Source organism: Sediminibacterium sp. TEGAF015, from assembly GCF_025997995.1.
Classification (GTDB): Bacteria; Bacteroidota; Bacteroidia; order Chitinophagales; family Chitinophagaceae; genus Sediminibacterium.
Genome location: NZ_AP026683.1, coordinates 454,171 through 474,394, shown reverse-complemented (window position 1 = coordinate 474,394; position 20,224 = coordinate 454,171). Strand labels below are relative to the sequence as shown.

17 protein-coding genes are annotated in these 20,224 nt (G+C 38.4%); 9 read left to right on the top strand and 8 right to left on the bottom strand.

The window, feature by feature from the left end; translation table 11 throughout:
* Positions 1–31 precede the first annotated feature (31 nt).
* The 4 genes from TEGAF0_RS02185 to TEGAF0_RS02170 are packed head-to-tail and all read right to left on the bottom strand — an operon-like array spanning position 32 to position 5,535.
* Entirely contained in the window at positions 32–1,354 is a 1,323-nt protein-coding gene (locus TEGAF0_RS02185) for a DEAD/DEAH box helicase (RefSeq protein ID WP_264899694.1), read from the bottom strand.
* Between the two features lie 2 nt (positions 1,355–1,356).
* The gene (locus tag TEGAF0_RS02180; RefSeq protein ID WP_264899692.1) at positions 1,357–1,890 is read right to left on the bottom strand and encodes a DsrE family protein; all 534 of its coding nucleotides are present in this window, start codon (positions 1,888–1,890) and stop codon (positions 1,357–1,359) included.
* Positions 1,891–1,916: 26 nt separating this feature from the next.
* Complete coding sequence (locus tag TEGAF0_RS02175) at positions 1,917–4,169, bottom strand: Tex family protein (RefSeq protein WP_264899690.1); 2,253 nt, start codon at positions 4,167–4,169, stop codon at positions 1,917–1,919.
* Between the two features lie 34 nt (positions 4,170–4,203).
* A complete protein-coding gene (locus TEGAF0_RS02170) occupies positions 4,204–5,535 on the bottom strand; it encodes an exonuclease domain-containing protein (RefSeq protein WP_264899688.1) in 1,332 nt (443 codons plus the stop codon).
* A 105-nt stretch (positions 5,536–5,640) separates the two neighbouring features.
* Here TEGAF0_RS02170 and TEGAF0_RS02165 point away from each other — a divergent pair, with 105 nt between their 5' ends.
* The 3 genes from TEGAF0_RS02165 (at position 5,641) to TEGAF0_RS02155 (ending at position 9,127) form a co-directional block, all read left to right on the top strand.
* The gene (locus TEGAF0_RS02165) at positions 5,641–5,904 is read left to right on the top strand and encodes a hypothetical protein (protein WP_264899686.1); all 264 of its coding nucleotides are present in this window, start codon (positions 5,641–5,643) and stop codon (positions 5,902–5,904) included.
* 65 nt (positions 5,905–5,969) lie between these two features.
* Positions 5,970–8,597: a valine--tRNA ligase gene (locus TEGAF0_RS02160; protein WP_264899684.1), complete on the top strand. Its 2,628-nt coding sequence runs from the start codon at positions 5,970–5,972 to the stop codon at positions 8,595–8,597.
* Complete coding sequence (locus tag TEGAF0_RS02155; protein ID WP_264899683.1) at positions 8,594–9,127, top strand: GNAT family N-acetyltransferase; 534 nt, start codon at positions 8,594–8,596, stop codon at positions 9,125–9,127. The genes TEGAF0_RS02160 and TEGAF0_RS02155 overlap by 4 nt, the downstream gene beginning before the upstream one ends.
* Positions 9,128–9,132: 5 nt before the next feature.
* Here the strand turns inward: TEGAF0_RS02155 and TEGAF0_RS02150 are convergent, their stop codons facing one another.
* Positions 9,133–10,587 (bottom strand): protein adenylyltransferase SelO, encoded by a 1,455-nt coding sequence (locus TEGAF0_RS02150; protein ID WP_264899682.1) that lies wholly within the window; start codon positions 10,585–10,587, stop codon positions 9,133–9,135.
* Positions 10,588–10,615: 28 nt separating this feature from the next.
* Entirely contained in the window at positions 10,616–11,113 is a 498-nt protein-coding gene (locus TEGAF0_RS02145; RefSeq protein ID WP_264899680.1) for an Lrp/AsnC family transcriptional regulator, read from the bottom strand.
* Between the two features lie 117 nt (positions 11,114–11,230).
* Here TEGAF0_RS02145 and ahcY point away from each other — a divergent pair, with 117 nt between their 5' ends.
* Together ahcY and TEGAF0_RS02135 are read left to right on the top strand one after the other, a co-directional pair.
* Positions 11,231–12,556: an adenosylhomocysteinase gene (gene ahcY / locus TEGAF0_RS02140; RefSeq protein ID WP_264899679.1), complete on the top strand. Its 1,326-nt coding sequence runs from the start codon at positions 11,231–11,233 to the stop codon at positions 12,554–12,556.
* A 238-nt stretch (positions 12,557–12,794) separates the two neighbouring features.
* Positions 12,795–14,843, top strand: a complete 2,049-nt coding sequence (locus TEGAF0_RS02135) for a tetratricopeptide repeat-containing sensor histidine kinase (RefSeq protein WP_264899678.1) — start codon at positions 12,795–12,797, stop codon at positions 14,841–14,843.
* A gap of 3 nt (positions 14,844–14,846) precedes the next feature.
* Here TEGAF0_RS02135 and TEGAF0_RS02130 read toward each other — a convergent pair whose 3' ends face one another.
* Positions 14,847–15,077, bottom strand: a complete 231-nt coding sequence (locus tag TEGAF0_RS02130; protein WP_264899676.1) for a YdcH family protein — start codon at positions 15,075–15,077, stop codon at positions 14,847–14,849.
* A gap of 98 nt (positions 15,078–15,175) precedes the next feature.
* Between TEGAF0_RS02130 and TEGAF0_RS02125 the strand changes: the two genes are divergently transcribed.
* Genes TEGAF0_RS02125 through TEGAF0_RS02110 form a run of 4 tightly spaced genes read left to right on the top strand, consistent with a single transcriptional unit; the run spans position 15,176 to position 18,971 of the window.
* Positions 15,176–16,327 (top strand): chloride channel protein, encoded by a 1,152-nt coding sequence (locus TEGAF0_RS02125; RefSeq protein ID WP_264899675.1) that lies wholly within the window; start codon positions 15,176–15,178, stop codon positions 16,325–16,327.
* The gene (locus tag TEGAF0_RS02120; protein ID WP_264899674.1) at positions 16,308–16,832 is read left to right on the top strand and encodes a GNAT family N-acetyltransferase; all 525 of its coding nucleotides are present in this window, start codon (positions 16,308–16,310) and stop codon (positions 16,830–16,832) included. Before TEGAF0_RS02125 ends, TEGAF0_RS02120 begins: the two co-directional genes overlap by 20 nt.
* On the top strand, positions 16,804–17,361 hold the full coding sequence (locus TEGAF0_RS02115) for a PepSY-associated TM helix domain-containing protein (protein WP_264899673.1): 558 nt from the start codon (positions 16,804–16,806) through the stop codon (positions 17,359–17,361). Before TEGAF0_RS02120 ends, TEGAF0_RS02115 begins: the two co-directional genes overlap by 29 nt.
* A gap of 5 nt (positions 17,362–17,366) precedes the next feature.
* Positions 17,367–18,971: a Na/Pi cotransporter family protein gene (locus tag TEGAF0_RS02110; protein ID WP_264899671.1), complete on the top strand. Its 1,605-nt coding sequence runs from the start codon at positions 17,367–17,369 to the stop codon at positions 18,969–18,971.
* A gap of 91 nt (positions 18,972–19,062) precedes the next feature.
* Here the strand turns inward: TEGAF0_RS02110 and hppD are convergent, their stop codons facing one another.
* A complete protein-coding gene (hppD, locus tag TEGAF0_RS02105) occupies positions 19,063–20,196 on the bottom strand; it encodes a 4-hydroxyphenylpyruvate dioxygenase (RefSeq protein ID WP_264899669.1) in 1,134 nt (377 codons plus the stop codon).
* Positions 20,197–20,224 lie beyond the last annotated feature (28 nt).

The window sequence follows — 20,224 nt, the reverse complement described above, 5'->3', positions numbered from 1 at the left end:
AATTAAGCAATTCTCATCAGAAGGTTTATTCTTATCTGGCTTCCATAATCAGGAATTTCTTCCCTTTCAGTTTTTCGTCACGAACCAATTTCAATAAGGAAGGGATTGCTTTTTTTCTGATAGCAATAAATGAGTTATGATCTTTCACTATTATCAATCCTATATCGTCCTTTTCTAATTTTCCTTTTTGCAAAAAGAATCCCACTATATCCACTTTATTTATTTTCTCCTTTTTACCTGCGTTAATGTAAACCGTCCCCCAGGCGGAAGGTTTGGGAACTTTGTATTTTTCTGTTAGTGCAAATGAAGGCGGAGCTTCCCCTACATAATTTGGGATTGACTCCGATTCATGCAGAATGAGATAAATGGTTCCTGTTTTATTCATTCTGGCAGTTCTGCCATTGCGATGGGTAAACTCTGCAAAAGTGGAGGGAAGATGATAATGAACAATATGATCTATATCTGGAATGTCGAGCCCTCTGGCTGCCAGATCGGTAGTTACTAAAAACTGCGTAGTTCCGTTTCGGAATTTAATGAGCGCCTGTTCACGCTGCATCTGCTCCATTCCTCCATGAAAAATTCCTGCTTCTATACCCATTTCTTTCAGCAAACTACTGGTTCTTTCTACCGATTCTCTGTGGTTACAGAATATTAATACTTGTTCCGTACCTATGGTACAGAGCAATTCAAAAAGGGTTTTCACCTTGTCTTTATCATCGGACCAAACAGTAAGCATTTCAACAGCAGGCACTGCTGCTTCCTGCTTAAGAAAATTGAGTACTGTCAGGTTTTTAGGAGTAGCAAATTCCGGGATAACAATGGAAGCAGTAGCGGATACAAATACCCTGAGTGCAGCTGGTCTGACCTGTTTAGTAATGTATTCCATGTCTTCCTCAAACCCTAGCGCAAGCGATTTATCAAACTCATCAAAAACAAAATAACGGATGGCACTGGCATCAAATGACTTTCGTTTCAAGTGATCAGCAATTCGTCCAGGCGTGCCAACCAATAGTGCAGGGGCTTCCTTAAGACTATTGATTTCACTTGGCATATCATGCCCACCATAGGCACAAATGACTTTAAAACCAGTTTGCATTTTTTTCCAAACCTGCTCAATCTGAATAGCCAGTTCCCGGGAAGGAGTTAAAACCAGTGCCTGTACTTTACTGCCTTTAGGATTCAATTGCTGCAAAATGGGAAACAAAAAAGCCAGGGTTTTTCCTGAACCAGTGGGCGAAAGCAATAATATCCCCTCAGCCGTTTCAAAAGCTGAACTGGTTGCATGTTGCATTTCATTGAAATTGTCAATTCCCAGTTTATGTAAAACAGTTTGCTTTGTAACCGAAGCCTTCATGATTAATATTTTAGCACCGTATATCCCTGAGGTGCATAGGTTGTAATAGTAGTTACAGCTGATTGCACAATATCAAATTCTGGTGCTAATGTTGCAGGATCTACTTTTCTTTTAAACAAAGTTTGCCCGCAAACATACAAGGGAATTCCTGCCGCTTTTAAAGCAGTAAACACCGGCTGATTCGGATTATCCACACCATACTTCTGTTTATAGGTTTCGTTGTTCAATATAAATGAAACAGCAGCTCCGTGAACTACGGCAACAATCGACAAATTCTCCGGCTTAACTCCCGCTGCTACATGCAGGTTGGCAATTCTAGCTATGTTCTCGAAATGTTCACTTATTTCTTTTGCGCTGGCGGCAGGACTGATGATATCTACAAGTATTTTATACTTTCCTTTTTTATTAACGACCTCTTTGGTTGCGGCCACTTCAAATACATCACCATAGTTGGTGATAAATGGTCTGACCGTTTTTTGCGCTGAAGCTTCTGCAAAAAAACTGCACGCAACAATTGCGAATATCAAGTATTTCATTCCTGTAAGATTTCTTCTAAGTTACGTTATTTGCCAAACTTCTTTTTTAAAGCTTGTAAAGCATCGGTAACATTCATATTGCTCAGGTCTTCCTCCTTCTTAATTGGTTGATTAGAACGCTTGTGCTGTGCAAGATCTTTACGTCCTCCCACACCCGCTGCAGGAGCAGCTTCTGTCTGTTTGATGGATAGCGCAATACGTTTGCGTGCAATATCTACTTCAAGCACTTTTACAGTAACTTTTTGACCCAACTTTAATGCTTCGCTAGGATCAGTAATATAGCGGTGAGCAATTTCACTTACGTGTACCAATCCATCCTGCTTAACTCCTATATCTATAAACGCCCCGAAACGGGTTAGATTCGTTACTACACCCGGCAATACCAATCCCACAGTAACTTCTTCAATAGAATATATATTAGCGAATTCAAATTGTTCCAGTTCTGATCTTGGATCCAGACCTGGTTTTTGTAATTCTTTGACTATATCATTTAACGCGAGCTGTCCAATCTGTTCTGTTACGTATTTCTTTGGATCAATATTTTTCAATAGTGTTTCATTGCCAATCAGTGCGGATACATTGGTGCCCAGGTCAGCTGCCATTTTCTCTACTATCGGATATGCTTCCGGATGCACCGCACTTGCATCCAATGGATGTTTGGCTTTAGGGATTCTCAAAAACCCGGCACATTGTTCAAAAGCCTTGGCGCCCAATCTCGGCACTTTCAGCAATTCTTCTCTTGAATTAAATGCACCAATCAATTTTCGGTGTTTTATTATGTTATCTGCCACCGATTCATTGATACCACTCACATAGCTCAGTAGCTGTTTACTGGCTGTATTCAGATTTACTCCTACTGTATTTACACAACTTACAACTGTCTGATCTAATTTTTCTTTCAGTCTGAATTGGTTTACATCATGCTGGTACTGTCCTACTCCAATACTTTTAGGATCAATTTTAACCAGCTCTGCCAAAGGATCCATCAACCTTCTGCCAATGCTGACTGATCCTCTCACGGTAATATCGTAATCAGGGAATTCTTCTCTAGCAATTTCAGATGCAGAGTAAACAGATGCCCCATCTTCATTCACTAAAAATACTGGCAACCCTAAGTTCATTTTTTTAATAAACTGTTCTGTTTCTCTACCCGCTGTTCCATCCCCAATTGCAAATACCTGTATGTCAAATTGCTTAACCAGTTGTTTAATTTTGTATTCGCTGTCATAGAGCTTTCCTGCCTCATGAACATATATCAGGTCGGTTGTTAGCAATTCACCTGACTCATCCAAACAAACTACTTTACAACCGGTTCTGTAACCAGGGTCAATGGCCAAGACTCTTTTACTTCCAAGTGGTGCACTCAATAGCAGCTGACGAAGATTTTCTGCAAATACATTGATGGCTTCTTCATCGGCCTTCTGCTTTAACGCAGAACGGTATTCGCTTTCCAGACTGGGCTGCAATAATCTTCTATAAGCATCCTTAATTGCTTTTTTAATATGCACAGCCGCAGGGCTCTGTCCTTTCAAATAAAAATCTTCAATAAGTTCAATCGCTTCTTCTTCTGAAGGAGCGATACTGATTCTTAGGAAGCCCTCTAAGAAGCCACGGAGAATCGCTAAAATTCGATGCGAAGGAACTTTATGAATGGGTTCGGAAAAATCGAAATAATCCTTGTATTTGATGGCTTCCGTTTCTTTGTCTGCCAATACCTTACTCTGTAACAATGCAGTATCTTCAAACAGTTTTCTCAACTTTGCCCTAACATCTGCCTGCTCGTTTACATTCTCTGCAATGATATCTCTGGCACCTTGTAATGCTTCTTCTACAGTGGTGATTTTTTCATTGAAAAATTTAGCCGCTTCGGTTTCAGGGTCTTCATTTCCCTGAGCAAGTAACAATAAAGCCAGTGGCTCTAACCCATTTTCCCTTGCTACCACCGCTTTGGTTTTGCGCTTCACTTTAAACGGCAGATAAATGTCTTCGAGTTCCACAATAGTTGTTGCGGCATTCATCTTAGCCTGAATGGCTTCTGTCATTTTGCCTTGCTCTGTAATAGTTTTTTCAATGAATTCCTTACGCTCTGTAAATGCCTGTAAGCTTTTTTGTTCATCCTGAATTTGCTGAATCTGAACTTCATCCAGATTACCTGTACTATCTTTTCTGTATCGTGCAATAAATGGGATGGTAGCACTCTCTGCTAAAAGTTCCAGCACCGTTTCAACCTGAGCAACACGCAAATTCAATTTTGCGGCAATAATGGGAGCAAAAGACATAATCAGTTTTCAATTTTAGGGAGGCGAATGTAGATTATTCCACTATACGTACCACACGATGAGGATATCTTTCCAGATATTTCCTTAGCATCGATTTGATAACTTCATTTTCTGCATAGGGAGTAACTGCTTCTTTAATGGCAGCAGCATAAGTTGGTTCCAGTGGTTCGGAAACTTCAATATGATCAATGGTTCCCATCCCCACAAACTTTCCTTTCTCAACCAAAATGGCAGTATTTTTTTCTTGAATGATATAAGATGCTTTTTCTTCTGCAATCCAGGCAATTACTTTTTCCACTTGCTGATTGTGCAATTGCACATCCGGCCATTCGTTGGGAATGGTTTTATCCAGAAAACAAAGAGCAGGATGTAATTCAAATTCCCTGACCCATCTCCATAATTCCCGATGTGCATCAGCCAAAAGAGAAAATGCCTGAAGGGGTTGTGTATTTTTATGCTTTTTATCGATAGCTAACCGCTTATATCCCCTGTTGTCTTCAAAAAGATAAATGCCCCATAACTGTTCAAATCTTTTCTGACTTTTATTATATGCGGGCCATAGCCTTTTGATTTCAATACTTTCCAGCAAACTGGCGATAAATTCTGTTGGGCAAATTGCATAGCGTATACTGTAAATTTCCCTTAAGAAGTCCTGTCTTTTTTTGCTGAGATCGAGCCCTGTAAAATGGCTCAATACTCTTTTCTTGACGTTTTTGGCCTTGCCAACATATACTACTTTGTCCTGCTTGTTTTGAAAATAATACACCCCTGGCTCCTGAGGCAAATCGTGCAAATAGTGTGCGGGCAGGTTGGGTGGCATCAACTGCTCCCTGTTTTCTTTTTGCAGCATTTCCTTTACAAGTCGTTCCCCGCTGTTTTGTAGCACCATGTCCAGAATTTTGGCAGTGGCTTTGGCATCACCTCCTGCCCTATGGCGGTTTTCAATTTCAATATTCAATTGCCGGCACAAATGCCCCAATCCATATTTGGGAAAGCCAGGAAATACCTTGCGGCTCAATCGGATAGTACAAAGCTTTGGGGTATGCAAATCAAACCCCGCTTCCTGCAAATGATGCTTTACAAAGCTGAAATCAAAATTTACATTATGCGCTACAAATACTCTGTTTTTCAACAGATTATAAATTTGGGGCGCCACTTCACTAAATGAGGGTGCTGCTTCCACCATGGCATTGGTTATACCAGTCATGCCAATTACAAAGGGAGGAATGGGCTGATGAGGATTAACCAAGGTTTCATACACACCTTCTATTTCAGTACCGTTGTGTAATACAATCGCTATTTCTGTAATTCCATGCTGACTGGGAAATCCACCTGTCGTTTCAATATCTACTACCGCAAATCGCATGGCTGCAAGATAAGATTTGTAATATTCTGATAAAAATTACAACTAATGATAAAAAATCGGCTCTTAATTGTAACAAATCAATAGTCAACCCGTTTAATAGGTTATATGAAAACAAAAGCTGCTTTACTACCTATTTCCAAACCATTGCTGATAGGCTGTGCAGGAATTATATTGGGATTCAGCGCCTGTAACTCCCCGGAACAGACTGTAAAAATTATTGGCAAAAAAGCCAGACAAAAAGTAGGTAGACTTTGTACCAGTACAAAAATTAATGCGCAGGATTGTTTGCCTGAAATGGATGATGTTTTTACTGTCCCCTCACTATCAGACCAGTTTTCTGACAAAACCGAGATCATTTCTACCTGGTAAACACCCTGCATAGAGAATTCCTTTTAGCTCCTTCAGTTTCCTTAAATTTGCAGCCAATTGATTTTATGGAGCTGAGCAAGAATTATATCCCTACAGAAATTGAGGCAAAATGGTACCAACATTGGATTGAGCGTCAATATTTTTCTAGTAAACCCGACGACAGAGAGGCATATACAGTTGTAATTCCCCCACCCAATGTAACTGGGGTTTTACATATGGGCCATTGTCTCAATAATACCATTCAGGATATTTTAGTGAGAAGGGCCCGTATGCAGGGTAAAAATGCCTGCTGGGTTCCTGGAACTGACCATGCTTCCATTGCAACAGAAGCCAAAGTGGTGGGAATGCTCAGAGAAAAAGGAATTGCGAAATCTTCTTTAAGCAGGTCCGAATTTCTGGATTATGCCTGGGAATGGAAAGAAAAATATGGTGGCATTATCCTACAACAGTTGCGCAAAATGGGTTGCAGTCTTGACTGGGACAGAACCAGCTTTACCATGGACCCTGACTATTATGCATCTGTCATTCAGGTATTCGTAGACCTTTATCAGAAAGGATATATCTACAGGGGCAAGCGCATGATCAATTGGGATGTAAAAGCAAAAACAGCGCTTAGTGACGAAGAAGTAATTTACAAAGAGGTGCAAAGTAAATTGTACCATGTTAAATACAAACTAGAAAACGGCGGATTTATAACTATTGCTACCGTAAGACCAGAAACCATTCTGGGAGACGCTGCTATTTGTGTGAACCCTGCTGACGAAAGGTATAAAGCATTGCATGGACAGTATGCATTTGTTCCATTGATCAATAGAAAAATCAAAATTATTCCAGACGAATATGTTGCACTGGATTTTGGAACAGGTGCTTTAAAAGTTACGCCTGCACATGATATGAATGATTACCAATTGGGGCAGAAATACCAACTGGAAATAATTGATACCATGAACGACGATGGCACCATGAGTGAAGCAGCTCAGCTTTATATTGGCATGGATCGTTTTGCTGTTCGTAAAAAAATTGTGGAAGACCTGCAAGCAGCCGATCATATAGAAAAGATTGAAGAATATACCAATCAGGTGGGCTTCAGTGAAAGAACAGATGTAGTAGTGGAACCAAGATTAAGCTTACAGTGGTGGGTAAGCATGAAGGAATTAGCTGCACCTGCATTGAGTGCGGTTATGGATGACGAAATTCATTTCCATCCTGCCAAATTCAAAAACCTTTACAGACACTGGATGGAAAATGTAAAGGACTGGTGTATCAGCAGACAGCTTTGGTGGGGACATAGAATTCCTGCTTGGTATACAAATGATGGATCTTTTGCTGTAGCTAAAACTGCTGAAGAAGCGTTGGAACAGCTGAAGCAAAGTACGGGCAACAATGCTTTAACTATTTCTGATATTCATCAGGATGATGATTGTTTAGACACCTGGTTCAGTAGTTGGTTATGGCCATTTGAAGTATTCAAAGGATTAAGTGATCCTGACAACATAGAAGTCAACTATTACTATCCAACCAGCACATTGGTAACAGCCCCTGAAATTATCTTTTTCTGGGTAGCTCGTATGATTATAGCTGGCTATGAATACAAGGGCCTCAAACCTTTCAAAGACGTATACTTTACAGGAATTGTAAGAGATAAGCTGGGCAGAAAAATGAGTAAGAGTCTGGGTAACTCTCCTGACTTATTGGGGTTGATTGATCAGTATGGTGCCGATGCTGTTAGATTCGGCATTTTAATCGCCTCCCCTGCAGGCAACGATATTTTATTTGATGAGAGTTCACTGGAGCAAGGCCGAAATTTCAATAACAAGTTGTGGAATGCCTTGAAGCTCGTTAAAATGTGGGAAGGCAGATTGGATACTGTCTCAACAAATGATACTGCCGATGCTGATTTTGCCATAAACTGGTTTGAAAACAGACTGAATCAGGTTAGTACAGAAGTAGAAGAATTGATGACTCAGTTTAAATTGAGTGAAGCACTCAAAACCATTTACTCCTTAATCTGGGACGATTTCTGCAGCTGGTATCTGGAATGGGCTAAACCAGGTTTTGAACAACCTGTTTCTCCAAAGGTGTACAATAAAACCATTTCTTTCTTTGAAAGACTAATGGAATTGTTACACCCATTCATGCCATTTATTACAGAGGAAATTTTCCACCTCTTAAAACCCCAAACAGAAGACCTTACTGTTAAGTTGCAACAAAAAGCAGCAAAAGCAGATGAAAACATTTTGTCTTCAGGTGCTTTATTAAAAGAGGTAATTACAAAGCTCAGAGATGCCAGAAACAAAAATCAGTTAAAGCCTAAAGACCCTGTATCATTGCATATTATGGCCGAGGATAACAAAGGTTATCAGGCGATAGAGCAAATTTTAATGAAGCAGGTCAATGCCAATAAAGTTAGTTATACGGCAGACGCCATCCCCAATACCATTGTTGTTAACATTGAGAAGGATAAATTTTTCATTGAAGCAGCGCAGCAACTGGATAGGGATGCAATAAAAGAGCGATTACTGAAGGATCTTGAATATGAACAAAATTTCCTTGCCTCTGTAATGAAAAAACTAAGCAACGAGAAATTTGTTCAGAATGCCAAGCCTGAAATTATTGCATTGGAAAGAAAAAAACAGGCAGACGCAGAAGCTAGAATAAAAACCATTGAGGAAAGTCTCAAATCATTGGCATGATTAGAATAGCCACATTAGATGATATTCCTGTTATTCAGGAAATAGCTTATAATACCTGGCCCACCACTTATGGCGGCATCATATCAGAAGAACAAATCCGCTACATGCTTGATTTGATGTATAGTACAGAATCCTTGGTACAACAAATGAGTAAGGGGCATACATTTTTCTTGATGGAGTCTGATGATACTATTAATAGAGACCACAGCATACATACAAATGCAATTGCTGAACAAAAAGTGCTGGGTTTTGCCTCGGTTTCCGACGAAGGCAATAGCATTTTTAAATTGAATAAATTGTATGTACTACCAGCTGCACACAAAACGGGTACTGGGAAAGCCTTATTAAATACGGTTAAAACATATGCTGTACAAAATGGCGGAAAGGAATTAATACTTCAGGTAAACAAACAAAACCCCGCCATTGCTTTTTATAAAAGCCAGGGCTTAAGTATTAAGAGCGAAAATATTTTTGAATTGGATCATGGTTTTATCATGGACGATTATACCATGGGCATTTCGCTTTCTTAGTTGCATTAAGTACCACAATAAGTGGCATAAAAACCATCGCCATTTACTGGAGGTTCCTGGTAATTTGTGTAATCTCCCAAAACTGCATAGGGATGTTGAACAACTTGCAAAAGCTGGTTAAACTTTCCCAGATCGTTATTGATAACCACGGCATCTAGGGCTTCTTCTACCAGATGGTTTCTGGGGATAACAACCGGGTTGCGGTGAAACATAATTGCCTTTGATTTTACAGTATCTATTCCTGCAGCCAATAACAGCGAACTTCGTTTTTCCATCCAGGATCCAAAGAGCGGACTTGCATATATTCCGCTTTTTGCAATTGATCCTTCAATGGTAAGAAAGGTATTGGAATAATCTGCCTGTTCTGCCTGCATCCATTTCATCAGATCTTTCAGTAGTTCAACCACTTCATCTGATATATTGTTTTGATCAAACCCAATTTTAGCAGCCATGGTAGCCGTGTATAACTGCGTATAAATGGATGGAAACTGGTTCAATACTTCTGTTGCTTTTTTTACTGCGGTATCTGTATCCTCATCAATAATAGGCAGTAAAGCATTGGCCAAACAACTCAGATTCCAATGAGCAATATTAGGCTGATTGCCAAATGCATACCGTCCATTGGTATCTATAGAACTGAAAGCTTTGGTGGGATCATAACTGTTGATAAAGGCGCAGGGGCCGTAATCAAATGTCTCCCCTGAAATGGACATATTATCGGTATTCATGACTCCATGTATAAAACCAACACACATCCAATTGGCCATTAAACTTGCTTGTTGCTGTAACACTTGTTCTAACAATGTTAGCGCTGCATTTTCTTTTATGGATACTTCTGGATAATGTCTCTCCAACGAGTAACGGGTTAGGTTTTCGAGGTCTTTCGTTGATAAAAACTGTCTGGCGTACTCAAAAGTTCCCACTCGTATATGACTCTTCATTACACGGGTTAAAACCGCACCTGCATGTACTTCTTCCCTGAATACTTTCTCCCCTGTGGTTACTACAGCGAGGCTCCTCGAACTCGGAATCCCTAATCCATGCATTGCTTCACTAATCAAATACTCTCTCAACATGGCCCGCAAAGTGGCTCTTCCATCTCCCCTTCTGGAATACGGTGTTGGACCTGCTCCTTTCAATTGTATGTCCCATCTTTGTCCGTCAGGACCTATATGCTCCCCCAACAAAATAGCCCTTCCATCTCCCAGCATAGTAAAATAACCGAACTGGTGACCCGCATAGGCTTGTGCAATAGGGATTGAGCCTTCTGCTAATTGATTGCCGCTTAAAATTCCAGCGAGTACAGAAGGGTCTACTCCCTCTTTAATGCCAAGCTGTTTGGCCAGAGCATGATTATACAACAGCAAAGAAGGAGCTACCACAGGTGTGGGCAACACTTTTTCAAAAAATGAATTCCCAAGCGACTGATAACTATGATTGAATTGGAACAACGGATTCAAATAAAATTATTTTGGCAAAAATAACCAATCAATGCACCAAAACATGGGTTTGTTTAATCACTCCCATTACAAAAACAGATTGCACATGTCCTATATTCTCTGCTTGAGATAGCTTATTCACGTGGAAATGGTAATAGTCGTCCATACTTTCAGCCACTACTTTCAACATAAAATCAAACTCACCCGATATATTGTAACATTCAATTACTTCATGCATTTCCTGGATGCGTTTGATAAATTTTCCTCCTGCTATTTTATCGTGTTGCTTAAGAGACACATAGCAAATAACCATAAGGCCTTTTTTTACTTTGGTATGGTCTACCAAAGTTGCATACTGTTTAATGACCCCTGCTTCTTCCATTCGTTTAATTCGCTCGTGTACAGGTGTTGTACTCAAATGTACCTGGTCCGCAATTTCTTTAACTGTTGCCCTTGCATTTTGCTGCAGCAACTTAAGAATGGACAGGTCTTTGGCGTCCAATGAATAAGAAACAGTGGATTCGGCTTTTTTAACGACTTTAGGCATGATATTCTGCTATTATATACTGCAATTTACTCTATAAATAGATATTTATTCTATTCTTTTAAATAATTATGCATTTTTATTCTTTAAAATTAGCTTTGCAGTCAATAAAATTCTATTATGTCTACATTAACATCTACCATTGACTTCAGTCTACCGTATAAAGTAGCTGATATCAGCCTAGCTGATTGGGGTCGCAAGGAAATCCGTTTAGCAGAAGCTGAAATGCCAGGACTTATGTCGTTACGAGCAGAGTACGGAGCTTCTCAACCTTTAAAAGGGGCAAGAATTGCAGGATGCCTTCACATGACTATCCAAACTGCTGTACTAATTGAAACTTTAGTGGCATTGGGTGCTGAAGTAAAATGGAGCTCTTGTAATATTTTCTCTACACAGGATCAGGCTGCTGCTGCTATTGCTGCTGCAGGCGTTGGCGTGTTTGCTTGGAAAGGTCAAACACAAGAAGAAGCAGATTGGTGTATTGAGCAAACTTTGTTCTTCGGCGGTGCAGATCGTCCTTTGAATATGATTTTGGATGATGGCGGTGATTTAACCAATATGGTTTTTGACAAATACCCCGAATTGATTGCCAATATCAAGGGTCTTTCTGAAGAAACTACTACAGGTGTTCACCGTTTATACGAGCGTATGGCGAAAGGTACTTTGCCTATTCCTGCTATTAACGTAAACGATTCTGTAACTAAGTCTAAGTTCGATAACAAATATGGTTGTCAGGAATCATTAGTTGACGCGATTCGTCGTGCTACCGATGTTATGATGGCAGGTAAAGTTGCTGTTGTAGGTGGATACGGTGATGTTGGTAAAGGTTCTGCACTTTCTTTGCGTGGTGCGGGTTGCCGTGTAATTGTAACTGAAATTGATCCAATTTGTGCTTTACAAGCTGCGATGGATGGATTTGAAGTAAAGCCAATGGCGGTTGCTGTTACCGAAGCAGATATCATTGTAACTGCATCTGGTTGTAGAGACCTGATTACTGAAAAGCATTTCCGTCTAATGAAAGACAAAGCGATTGTATGTAATATTGGTCACTTTGATATTGAAATTGACATGGCTTGGTTAAATGCGAACTATGGTCATACAAAAGACACCATCAAGCCTCAGGTTGATTTATATAATATTGAAGGTAAAGACGTAATTGTATTGGCAGAAGGTCGTTTGGTTAACCTTGGCTGTGCAACTGGTCACCCTTCATTTGTGATGAGTAACTCATTCTCTAACCAAACTTTGGCTCAGATTGAATTATGGCAGAACCACAAGAACTATGAAAACAAAGTGTATGTTCTTCCTAAGCACCTGGATGAGAAAGTTGCTCGTTTACACCTTGCCAAAGTGGGTGCTCAATTAGATGAGTTAACCGACGAGCAAGCCGCCTACTTAGGTATTAGCAAAAATGGTCCATTTAAGTCTGATATGTACCGTTACTAATCCCTGGAGCTCATCCATTGAAGTTTTCAAGTAAAACTTTGAATCAGAATGGTAACAGGCCCAATCATAAGTTTGATATAAAATAGAAAAGAGCCCTCTGGGGCTCTTTTTCATTTCTACCCTTTTAATCATAATCGTATTTGCAATTACATGACATTTATCAGTTATTTAGCAATAAAAACATGAATTAATTTTTTTAATATTGTGTACCCCCCAACCAAAATGAAAACAGTCAACAATGAAAACGAGTTCCTTCATTATTACGGTATTGGTTTTGGCTTTAATTGGGGGATGTAAGCAACCTAGCAATCATAAAGATTGGAACAATAAAGGAAGCTTTATTGATTCCAATATCAGTTTAATCAGTAAGCAACAGGTATCGGATAAAAGGGAAGAAAGTCTTTTTATTGACTCTTTGGTTCGTGGCATGAAGTTATCAGATGAACAAAAGGCAAATTACTACCGATACAAATCATCCTATTACTGCTATTATCTTCAAAATGGAGATTCAGCCGTTCTATATGCCGATTCAACCTTGTTGTTATTGAATCAACTTTCTCCAGAAAAGTATCCCAACGCATTTGCGATGGCCTATTATACCAAGGGGGATGCGCTTTATGCAAGTAACTTATTTAATGAAGCTTATACATTTTATTACAAAGCCAGACAGTTTAAATCTACTATAACTGATTATTGTTCTCAAAAGGAATATAACTATAGGTTAGCCATGATTCTTTACAAACAAAAGAAATTTAAAGAAGCAGCCAATAGTTTCAAAAGTAGTTTATCAGATGCCATTCAATGTGATGAAGGCGATATGTATGCCAGCTACTATCGGAAACAAGAATTGATGAATAATATTGCCCTCAGCTTCTATATGTTGGGCAACTATGATAGCGCTACTTCTTATTATAACAAAGCACTTGATTTTATAAATAGCCATCAAAAGAAAGATACTTCCACCCAGTTTTACGACGAAATGGCAAAAGGTGTGGTTTATGGGAATTTAGGGGATGTTTATCGTAAAAAAGGAGATGTAAAAGAGGCAGAAAAACTTTATCAGAAAAGCATCCAAATTAATTTTAAAAAAGGGGGAGAAACGATAGATGCGCAGTACAGTTATTTAAAACTGGCAGAGCTATACCAAGAAACAGAAAGAATTGCTGATTTAGAAAATGCTTTGATAGAAATTAGAGTATCCTTGAACAAAACGCCAAACCCAAAAGGTGAAATAAAATGGCATAAACTTTCCTGGAAGTATTATGAAATGATAGATAATCCTACAAAAGCTTATTATCACTTAGCAAAATATCAGGATTTATTTGAAGCTGACGAAAAAATAAATAAGAAAATTTATGAAGTAGATATTAATAAACAGTTGGAATTACTGGAACAAGAAAATCAATTACAGATTGCAAGACAAGAAAACGAAATTTCCAGGGCCTATTTATTAATGTCACTTGCTGTTATGGCTTTTGTAATCTTACTCAGTATTGTGTTGGCCAGAAACTGGCTTTTATCTAAAAAGCATATCAACAAATTAAAAGAATTAAATGAAACCGTTCATTCTCAAAATGAACAGCTGGAAATTGCCATGGGGGCATTACAAAAAACTTTAGGGGAAAAAGACAGCATCCTCAAATTGGTAGCACATGACCTAAGAACGCCTGTAGCTTCTATTCCTACCATGGTCGAAATTATTATGACCGAAGAAAACGAGGAACAAAAAAAAGAGTATTTGGAAATGATAAAATCTGCCTGCAATAGCTCATTGACACTTATTGCAGAAATAATGGCCACAGCAGATATTTCGAGTAGCAATATAGAAAAGGAACCTACTTTACTCAATGAGTTTATCAATGATTGTGTCGCTATTCTGGACATAAAAGTGAAAGAAAAGAATCAACTGTTAACGGTTCAGTATTTAGAGAATGATATTAGTGTTCCCATGAATCCTGAAAAAATGAAAAGAGTGGTATTTAACCTGGTAACCAATTCAGTTAAATTCAGTAAAAGGGATACTTCCATCACAGTTAGGTTGGATGTAAAAGACAACTACGCCATCATTAAGATTACTGATCAAGGAATTGGAATACCAGATAAAATACTTCCAGAAATATTCAATATTTCAAAATCAGGTAAACGAAAAGGGACCGAAGGCGAAAAATCTTACGGTCTTGGGTTAAATATTTGCAAGAAAATTGTAGAAGCCCACTCCGGTGAAATCAGTGTGATAAGCGAAGAAGGAAAAGGTAGCACTTTTACAGTTGCACTACCTTTATCCTGAATCTTATTGGGTTAACAGAGCATACAATTCATCTTTTAATTGCAATCTTTGTTTTCTCAAATGAGTTAACGTTTCATCTGATGCATTTTCAGCTCCAGATTCAATTCTGTAAACAGAATGATTAACTTCATCATATTCATCTGCCAGTTTTTTAAAATGTGCGTTCTCAACTTTTAATGCTGAAATACGGGCATCCATACCAGGGAATTCATGATGCAAATCGTGTTTTTCCATAATGTTGTATTTTTATTTGTTGAAGTTAGTTTACGTTACCTTCTTGAAAAATGATTAAAATCAGGAATTTACCCAAATACATTATATTACTTTTAATCGTGTCTTTATTGGCGGGTTTTGCATCCGCTTTTTTTTTATTCACGCTGGATACTGTTGGTAATATTAGAAATGAGAATCAGTGGTTAATCTGTCTATTGCCCTTTGGAGGTTTTATCAGCGTACTCCTTTATAAACATATTTGTCCTGATGCGGAAAAGGGTAACAAATGGGTATTGGCCAGATTAAAAAAGAACACCGGTAAAGCTATATCCCTGTTAATGGCTCCGCTGGTATTAACGGGGACTTTAATTACGCACTTGTTGGGAGGCTCTGCGGGTAGAGAAGGCACAGCACTGCAGTTATCCGCCTCCCTCTCCTCTCCTTTCTTTCAGTTGTTTAAACTATCCGATAAAGAAGAATCCATTTTCTTGAGAGCGGCAGTTGCCGCCGGATTTGGATCCGTTTTTGGAACTCCGGTGGCGGGCATTGTCTTTGCCTTTGAATGGGAGTCTTTTAGACCAAGAAAAATATTTGAAATCATACCGGTAATCATTTGCTCTTTTCTGGCAGATTGGACAACTCAAATAATTGGGATAGAACATACTGTTTATTCAATTCCATTGAGCTTCAGATCGCCTTCTAACCCTTTACTCTGGAACATCATTGCCGCAATCATATTCGGGATAGCAGCCTGGTTATTTAAATACCTGATGAATATATTAGCATCATTCAATAATAAATGGCTGCCCAATCATTACATCCGAATAATTATTGGAGGTACTTTGGTTGCCACTTTTCTGCTTTTTAGCCCATTTATTGAAATAGCTGGGCTGGGAATTCCAACTATAACAAAAAGTTTCAGCCATGCTGCGCCTGCACATGAATTCTTACTTAAAATATTACTAACAGTAATCACCTTACAATCTGGTTTCAAAGGTGGTGAAGTAACCCCTCTATTCTTTATTGGAGCAACACTGGGAAGTGCATTAAGTGTTTTTATTCCACTTTCACCTGGATACCTTGCGGGTATGGGGATGGTTGCAGTATTTGGAGCAGCAGCAAAATCGCCCATCACTGCTACAATTTTGGCTGCAGAATTATTTGGTATTTCTTTTTTCCCGTTTGCGTTATTAATATCCATAATTTCAAACAAAACAGCAGGAAAACACTCCATATATCAATTGAATAGAAATGAATTGGCAACCCACTGATTTAAAGAATGAAATTGTCTGTCTGGTTCCGTTAAAGGAAACTGATTTTGAAGAGTTGTATGCTGTGGCATCCGACCCCTTAATATGGGAACAGCATCCAAACAAAAACAGGTACCAGCGAACCGTATTTCTTAATTTTTTTAAGGGCGCAATTGAATCCAAGGGAGCTTTTATTATTAGAGATACAAAAACAAAAGAGGCTATTGGAAGCAGTCGCTTTTGCAACTACAAAGAATTAGCAAACCAGATTGAAATTGGTTATACTTTTTTTGCCAGAAAATGCTGGGGAAAATTATATAACAAAGCAGTAAAGGAATTAATGATTAATTATGCGCTCCGGTTTACAAATAGTGTTCATTTTTTTGTAGGTGCCGAAAATTATCGCTCTCAGAAAGCAATGGAAAAACTGGGTGCTTTAAAAATAAAAGAAGTGATAATGCCCTATTATGGGGAACCTGACCGTTTAAATTTTGAATATGAAATTAAAAAGACAAGCACAGGCTAAAACACTACGGGACTTCAGAAAAATTCATCGTATTACTGGTGTTTTGCTGTTTGCATTTTTCTTTGTAGTAGGTCTTAGCGGCATTCTATTGGGATGGAAAAAGAATAGCGGGGGGTTAATCATGGCAGAATCGTACAAGGGACAATCGGTAAATTTAGCAGAATGGATTAGTCTTGATAGTTTACACAAAAATGCCTGCAAGTATTTAAAGGATTCTGTATCGCCCACACTCTCAACTGAAGTTGACAGAATTGATATAAGAAAGGATAAGGGGATGGTAAAATTTACTTTCAAAGATCATTTTACCGGACTTCAACTGGATGGGAAATCCGGCGATCTGCTTTTCATCGAAAAAAGGAGGGCCGATTTTATTGAAAAAATTCACGACGGTTCCATCATTGACTATTATTTAGGATGGGACGGTTATTTCAAATTATTCTACACCTTAATTATGGGGCTTGCACTAATTGTTTTTACCGTTACTGGTTTCTGGCTTTGGTATGGTCCTAAATTAATGCGCAATAAATAATTAAAATGAGTAGCTCTGAATTTTGGATGCTGGTAGCGGGTCTTGGCCTTTTTCTCTATGGGATGTCACATTTAGAAGAAGCGTTAAAACAGATGGAGGGCCGTTCGTTCAAGTTATTCCTACAAAAAAATACCAAAAAGAAATTGAGGGCTATTTTTAGCGGGACAGTTGTGACGGCATTATTGCAAAGCAGTTCCATTGTAAACCTGATGGTTCTCTCTTTGGTAGGCGCAGGAATTTTAACCATGAGAAATGCTATGGCTGTTGTATTGGGGGCCAATATAGGAGGCACTTTCAATAGCTGGCTGGTTGCTTTGCTGGGATTTAAGGTTGAATTAAATAGCATTACACTTCCCCTGATTGGCCTTTCCGGTATCAGTCTCATTATTTTCAACAAGAAAAAAAATCTGAACAGAATTGCCCTCTTTTTCATGGGGATTGGCATGCTCTTCCTTGGCTTACAATTCATGAAGGAGAGTATGGATTCCCTAATGAAAGCATTTGATTTTACCCCATACCTTTCTTACCCAAGTATTGTTTTTTTGTTGATTGGATTTGCCATTACTGCTGTGGTTCAAACTAGCTCTGCAACAATTGTTGTAGTGCTAACTGCACTGTATTCACGTATTATTCCCATAGAAACTGCTATTGCGGTTGTATTAGGAGCAGAATTGGGAACTACAGTAAAGTTAATTCTGGGAGCCATTGGCGGAAATGCAGCTAAAAAAAGAGTAGCATTGGGGAATAGTTTATTTAATGTATTTACTTCGGCCGGTGGATTTATTTTTATTCAGCCCATAATTACCTTAATTGCTGAATTGGGAATCAAAGACCCGATTTTGATTCTTGTTGCCTTTCAAACATTCATCAATATTGCAGGTGTATTTATTATTTATTTTTTCCTTAATCCATACGGAGACTTTTTGGACAAACAATTTAAAGAAATCAAAAAGACATATACCACTTATCTTCAAAATGCTAGTATTGAAATTCCTTCTACCATAACAGATATGATTAAAAAAGAGGTAGAAACATATTTATATAAAGCAATTGCGTTTAATTTGGGAAGCTTTCATTTAAAACCGGTATGGATCCAAGCTTATCACAATGAATTACCGCTAATGGAATCATATCAACTACTAAAAGAAACAGAAGGCGAAATACTGGCATTTTATGCCAAAACCATTCCTCAATTAAGAGAAACTGAGGAAATAAAATCTATCAATCAACTCATGGAATCATTAAGGAATGCCATGTATTCCTGCAAATCCATGAAAGATATCTATGCAGACAAAACAGAATTCAGCAACTCAACCAATGAAGTTAAATATGAGTTATTTCACGAACTGCAGTCTTCATTAAATATTTTTTATACAGAACTTCAGCACTCTTTAACGAGTGAATCCACTAATAACACCGTACTAAAACTAGATGAGTTAACAGAGCAAATGAGGAAGGGATTCAATGACAGAATAGAACATTATTATTTTCATGCGGGGCAAAACAGTTTGAAAGAAAAAGACATATCAACTTTGTTCAATCTGAACAGAGAAATTTATTCATCCTGCAAAGCTATTAGGCTTGCTGTTGAGCAATACAAAGCTGTTTAAAAATAAAAGAAGAGGGCACTACCTGCTCCTCTTCTCATTCATATTCTTTTTGTCACTGCTTTTTAAATAATCAGCAGATATATAGCTGAACTTACAGATTTCCCCGCAAATCCTGTTCTCTTTCTAGCGCCTCAAACAACGCTTTGAAATTGCCTTTACCAAAACTTTTTGCTCCTTTTCGCTGAATAATTTCAAAGAACAAAGTAGGTCTGTCTTCCACAGGTTTACTGAAAATTTGTAAAAGATAACCTTCATCATCTCTATCCACCAATATGCCTAGCTCTTTCAACGGTTCAATATCTTCATCAATCTTACCAACTCTGTCTTGTAACTCATCGTAATAAGTAGTAGGTACTTTTAAAAACTCAATTCCACGTTTTTGTAATTCAGAGACAGTTGCTACAATATCATTGGTTGCTAATGCAACGTGCTGGCATCCTTCCCCATCATAAAAATCAAGATATTCTTCCACCTGAGATTTTTTCTTTCCTTCTGCAGGTTCATTAATTGGGAACTTTACAAACCCATTACCATTACTCATTACCTTGCTCATTAAGGCAGAGTATTCAGTAGAAATATCATTGTCGTCGAAGCTCAGAATATTTTTAAACCCTAATACGTTCTCATAAAAAGCCACCCACTTATTCATTTGATTCCAACCCACATTACCAACACAATGATCTACATATAAAAGACCTGTACTAGAAGGATTATAGTGGGAATTCCAGGCTACATAGCCAGGCAGAAAAACTCCCTTATAGTTCTTTCTTTCAATGAATAAATGTACGGTATCTCCATAGGTATGGATACCACTCACAACTGCTTCACCATTGTCATCCGTATATTTTAAGGGTTCCATGGCCGAAACAGCTCCCCTGCTGGTTGTTTGAAACCATGCATCAGCAGCATCTTCCACCATTAAAGCTAAGTGCTTAACACCATCCCCATGCTTGTAAATATGATCCGCTATTGGGTTGTTTGCACGAAGTGGGGTGGTAAATACAAATGTTAATTTGTTTTGCCTTACTACATAACTGGCTTTGTCTTTAATACCTGTTTCAGGGCCGGCATAAGCCAGGCTTTGAAATCCAAAAGCTGTTTTATAAAAATGTGCAGCCTGCTTAGCATTTCCTACATAAAACTCAACATAATCGGTACCTTGTAAGGGCACGAAATCCCCGTCTTTCATTACAGGGTTTATCGGCATAGCAGATATTGTATTCATAGAATTGAAATTATAATTAATAAATTAA

Bases quoted from the DNA above. Each gene is read 5' to 3' on its own strand.
- TEGAF0_RS02185 (WP_264899694.1), bottom strand. From the start codon at position 1,354: ATGAAGGCTTCGGTTACAAAGCAAACTGTTTTACATAAACTGGGAATT.
- TEGAF0_RS02180 (WP_264899692.1), bottom strand. From the start codon at position 1,890: ATGAAATACTTGATATTCGCAATTGTTGCGTGCAGTTTTTTTGCAGAA.
- TEGAF0_RS02175 (WP_264899690.1), bottom strand. From the start codon at position 4,169: ATGTCTTTTGCTCCCATTATTGCCGCAAAATTGAATTTGCGTGTTGCT.
- TEGAF0_RS02170 (WP_264899688.1), bottom strand. From the start codon at position 5,535: ATGCGATTTGCGGTAGTAGATATTGAAACGACAGGTGGATTTCCCAGT.
- TEGAF0_RS02165 (WP_264899686.1), top strand. From the start codon at position 5,641: ATGAAAACAAAAGCTGCTTTACTACCTATTTCCAAACCATTGCTGATA.
- TEGAF0_RS02160 (WP_264899684.1), top strand. From the start codon at position 5,970: ATGGAGCTGAGCAAGAATTATATCCCTACAGAAATTGAGGCAAAATGG.
- TEGAF0_RS02155 (WP_264899683.1), top strand. From the start codon at position 8,594: ATGATTAGAATAGCCACATTAGATGATATTCCTGTTATTCAGGAAATA.
- TEGAF0_RS02145 (WP_264899680.1), bottom strand. From the start codon at position 11,113: ATGCCTAAAGTCGTTAAAAAAGCCGAATCCACTGTTTCTTATTCATTG.
- ahcY (WP_264899679.1), top strand. From the start codon at position 11,231: ATGTCTACATTAACATCTACCATTGACTTCAGTCTACCGTATAAAGTA.
- TEGAF0_RS02135 (WP_264899678.1), top strand. From the start codon at position 12,795: ATGAAAACGAGTTCCTTCATTATTACGGTATTGGTTTTGGCTTTAATT.
- TEGAF0_RS02130 (WP_264899676.1), bottom strand. From the start codon at position 15,077: ATGGAAAAACACGATTTGCATCATGAATTCCCTGGTATGGATGCCCGT.
- TEGAF0_RS02120 (WP_264899674.1), top strand. From the start codon at position 16,308: ATGAATTGGCAACCCACTGATTTAAAGAATGAAATTGTCTGTCTGGTT.
- TEGAF0_RS02115 (WP_264899673.1), top strand. From the start codon at position 16,804: ATGAAATTAAAAAGACAAGCACAGGCTAAAACACTACGGGACTTCAGA.
- TEGAF0_RS02110 (WP_264899671.1), top strand. From the start codon at position 17,367: ATGAGTAGCTCTGAATTTTGGATGCTGGTAGCGGGTCTTGGCCTTTTT.
- hppD (WP_264899669.1), bottom strand. From the start codon at position 20,196: ATGAATACAATATCTGCTATGCCGATAAACCCTGTAATGAAAGACGGG.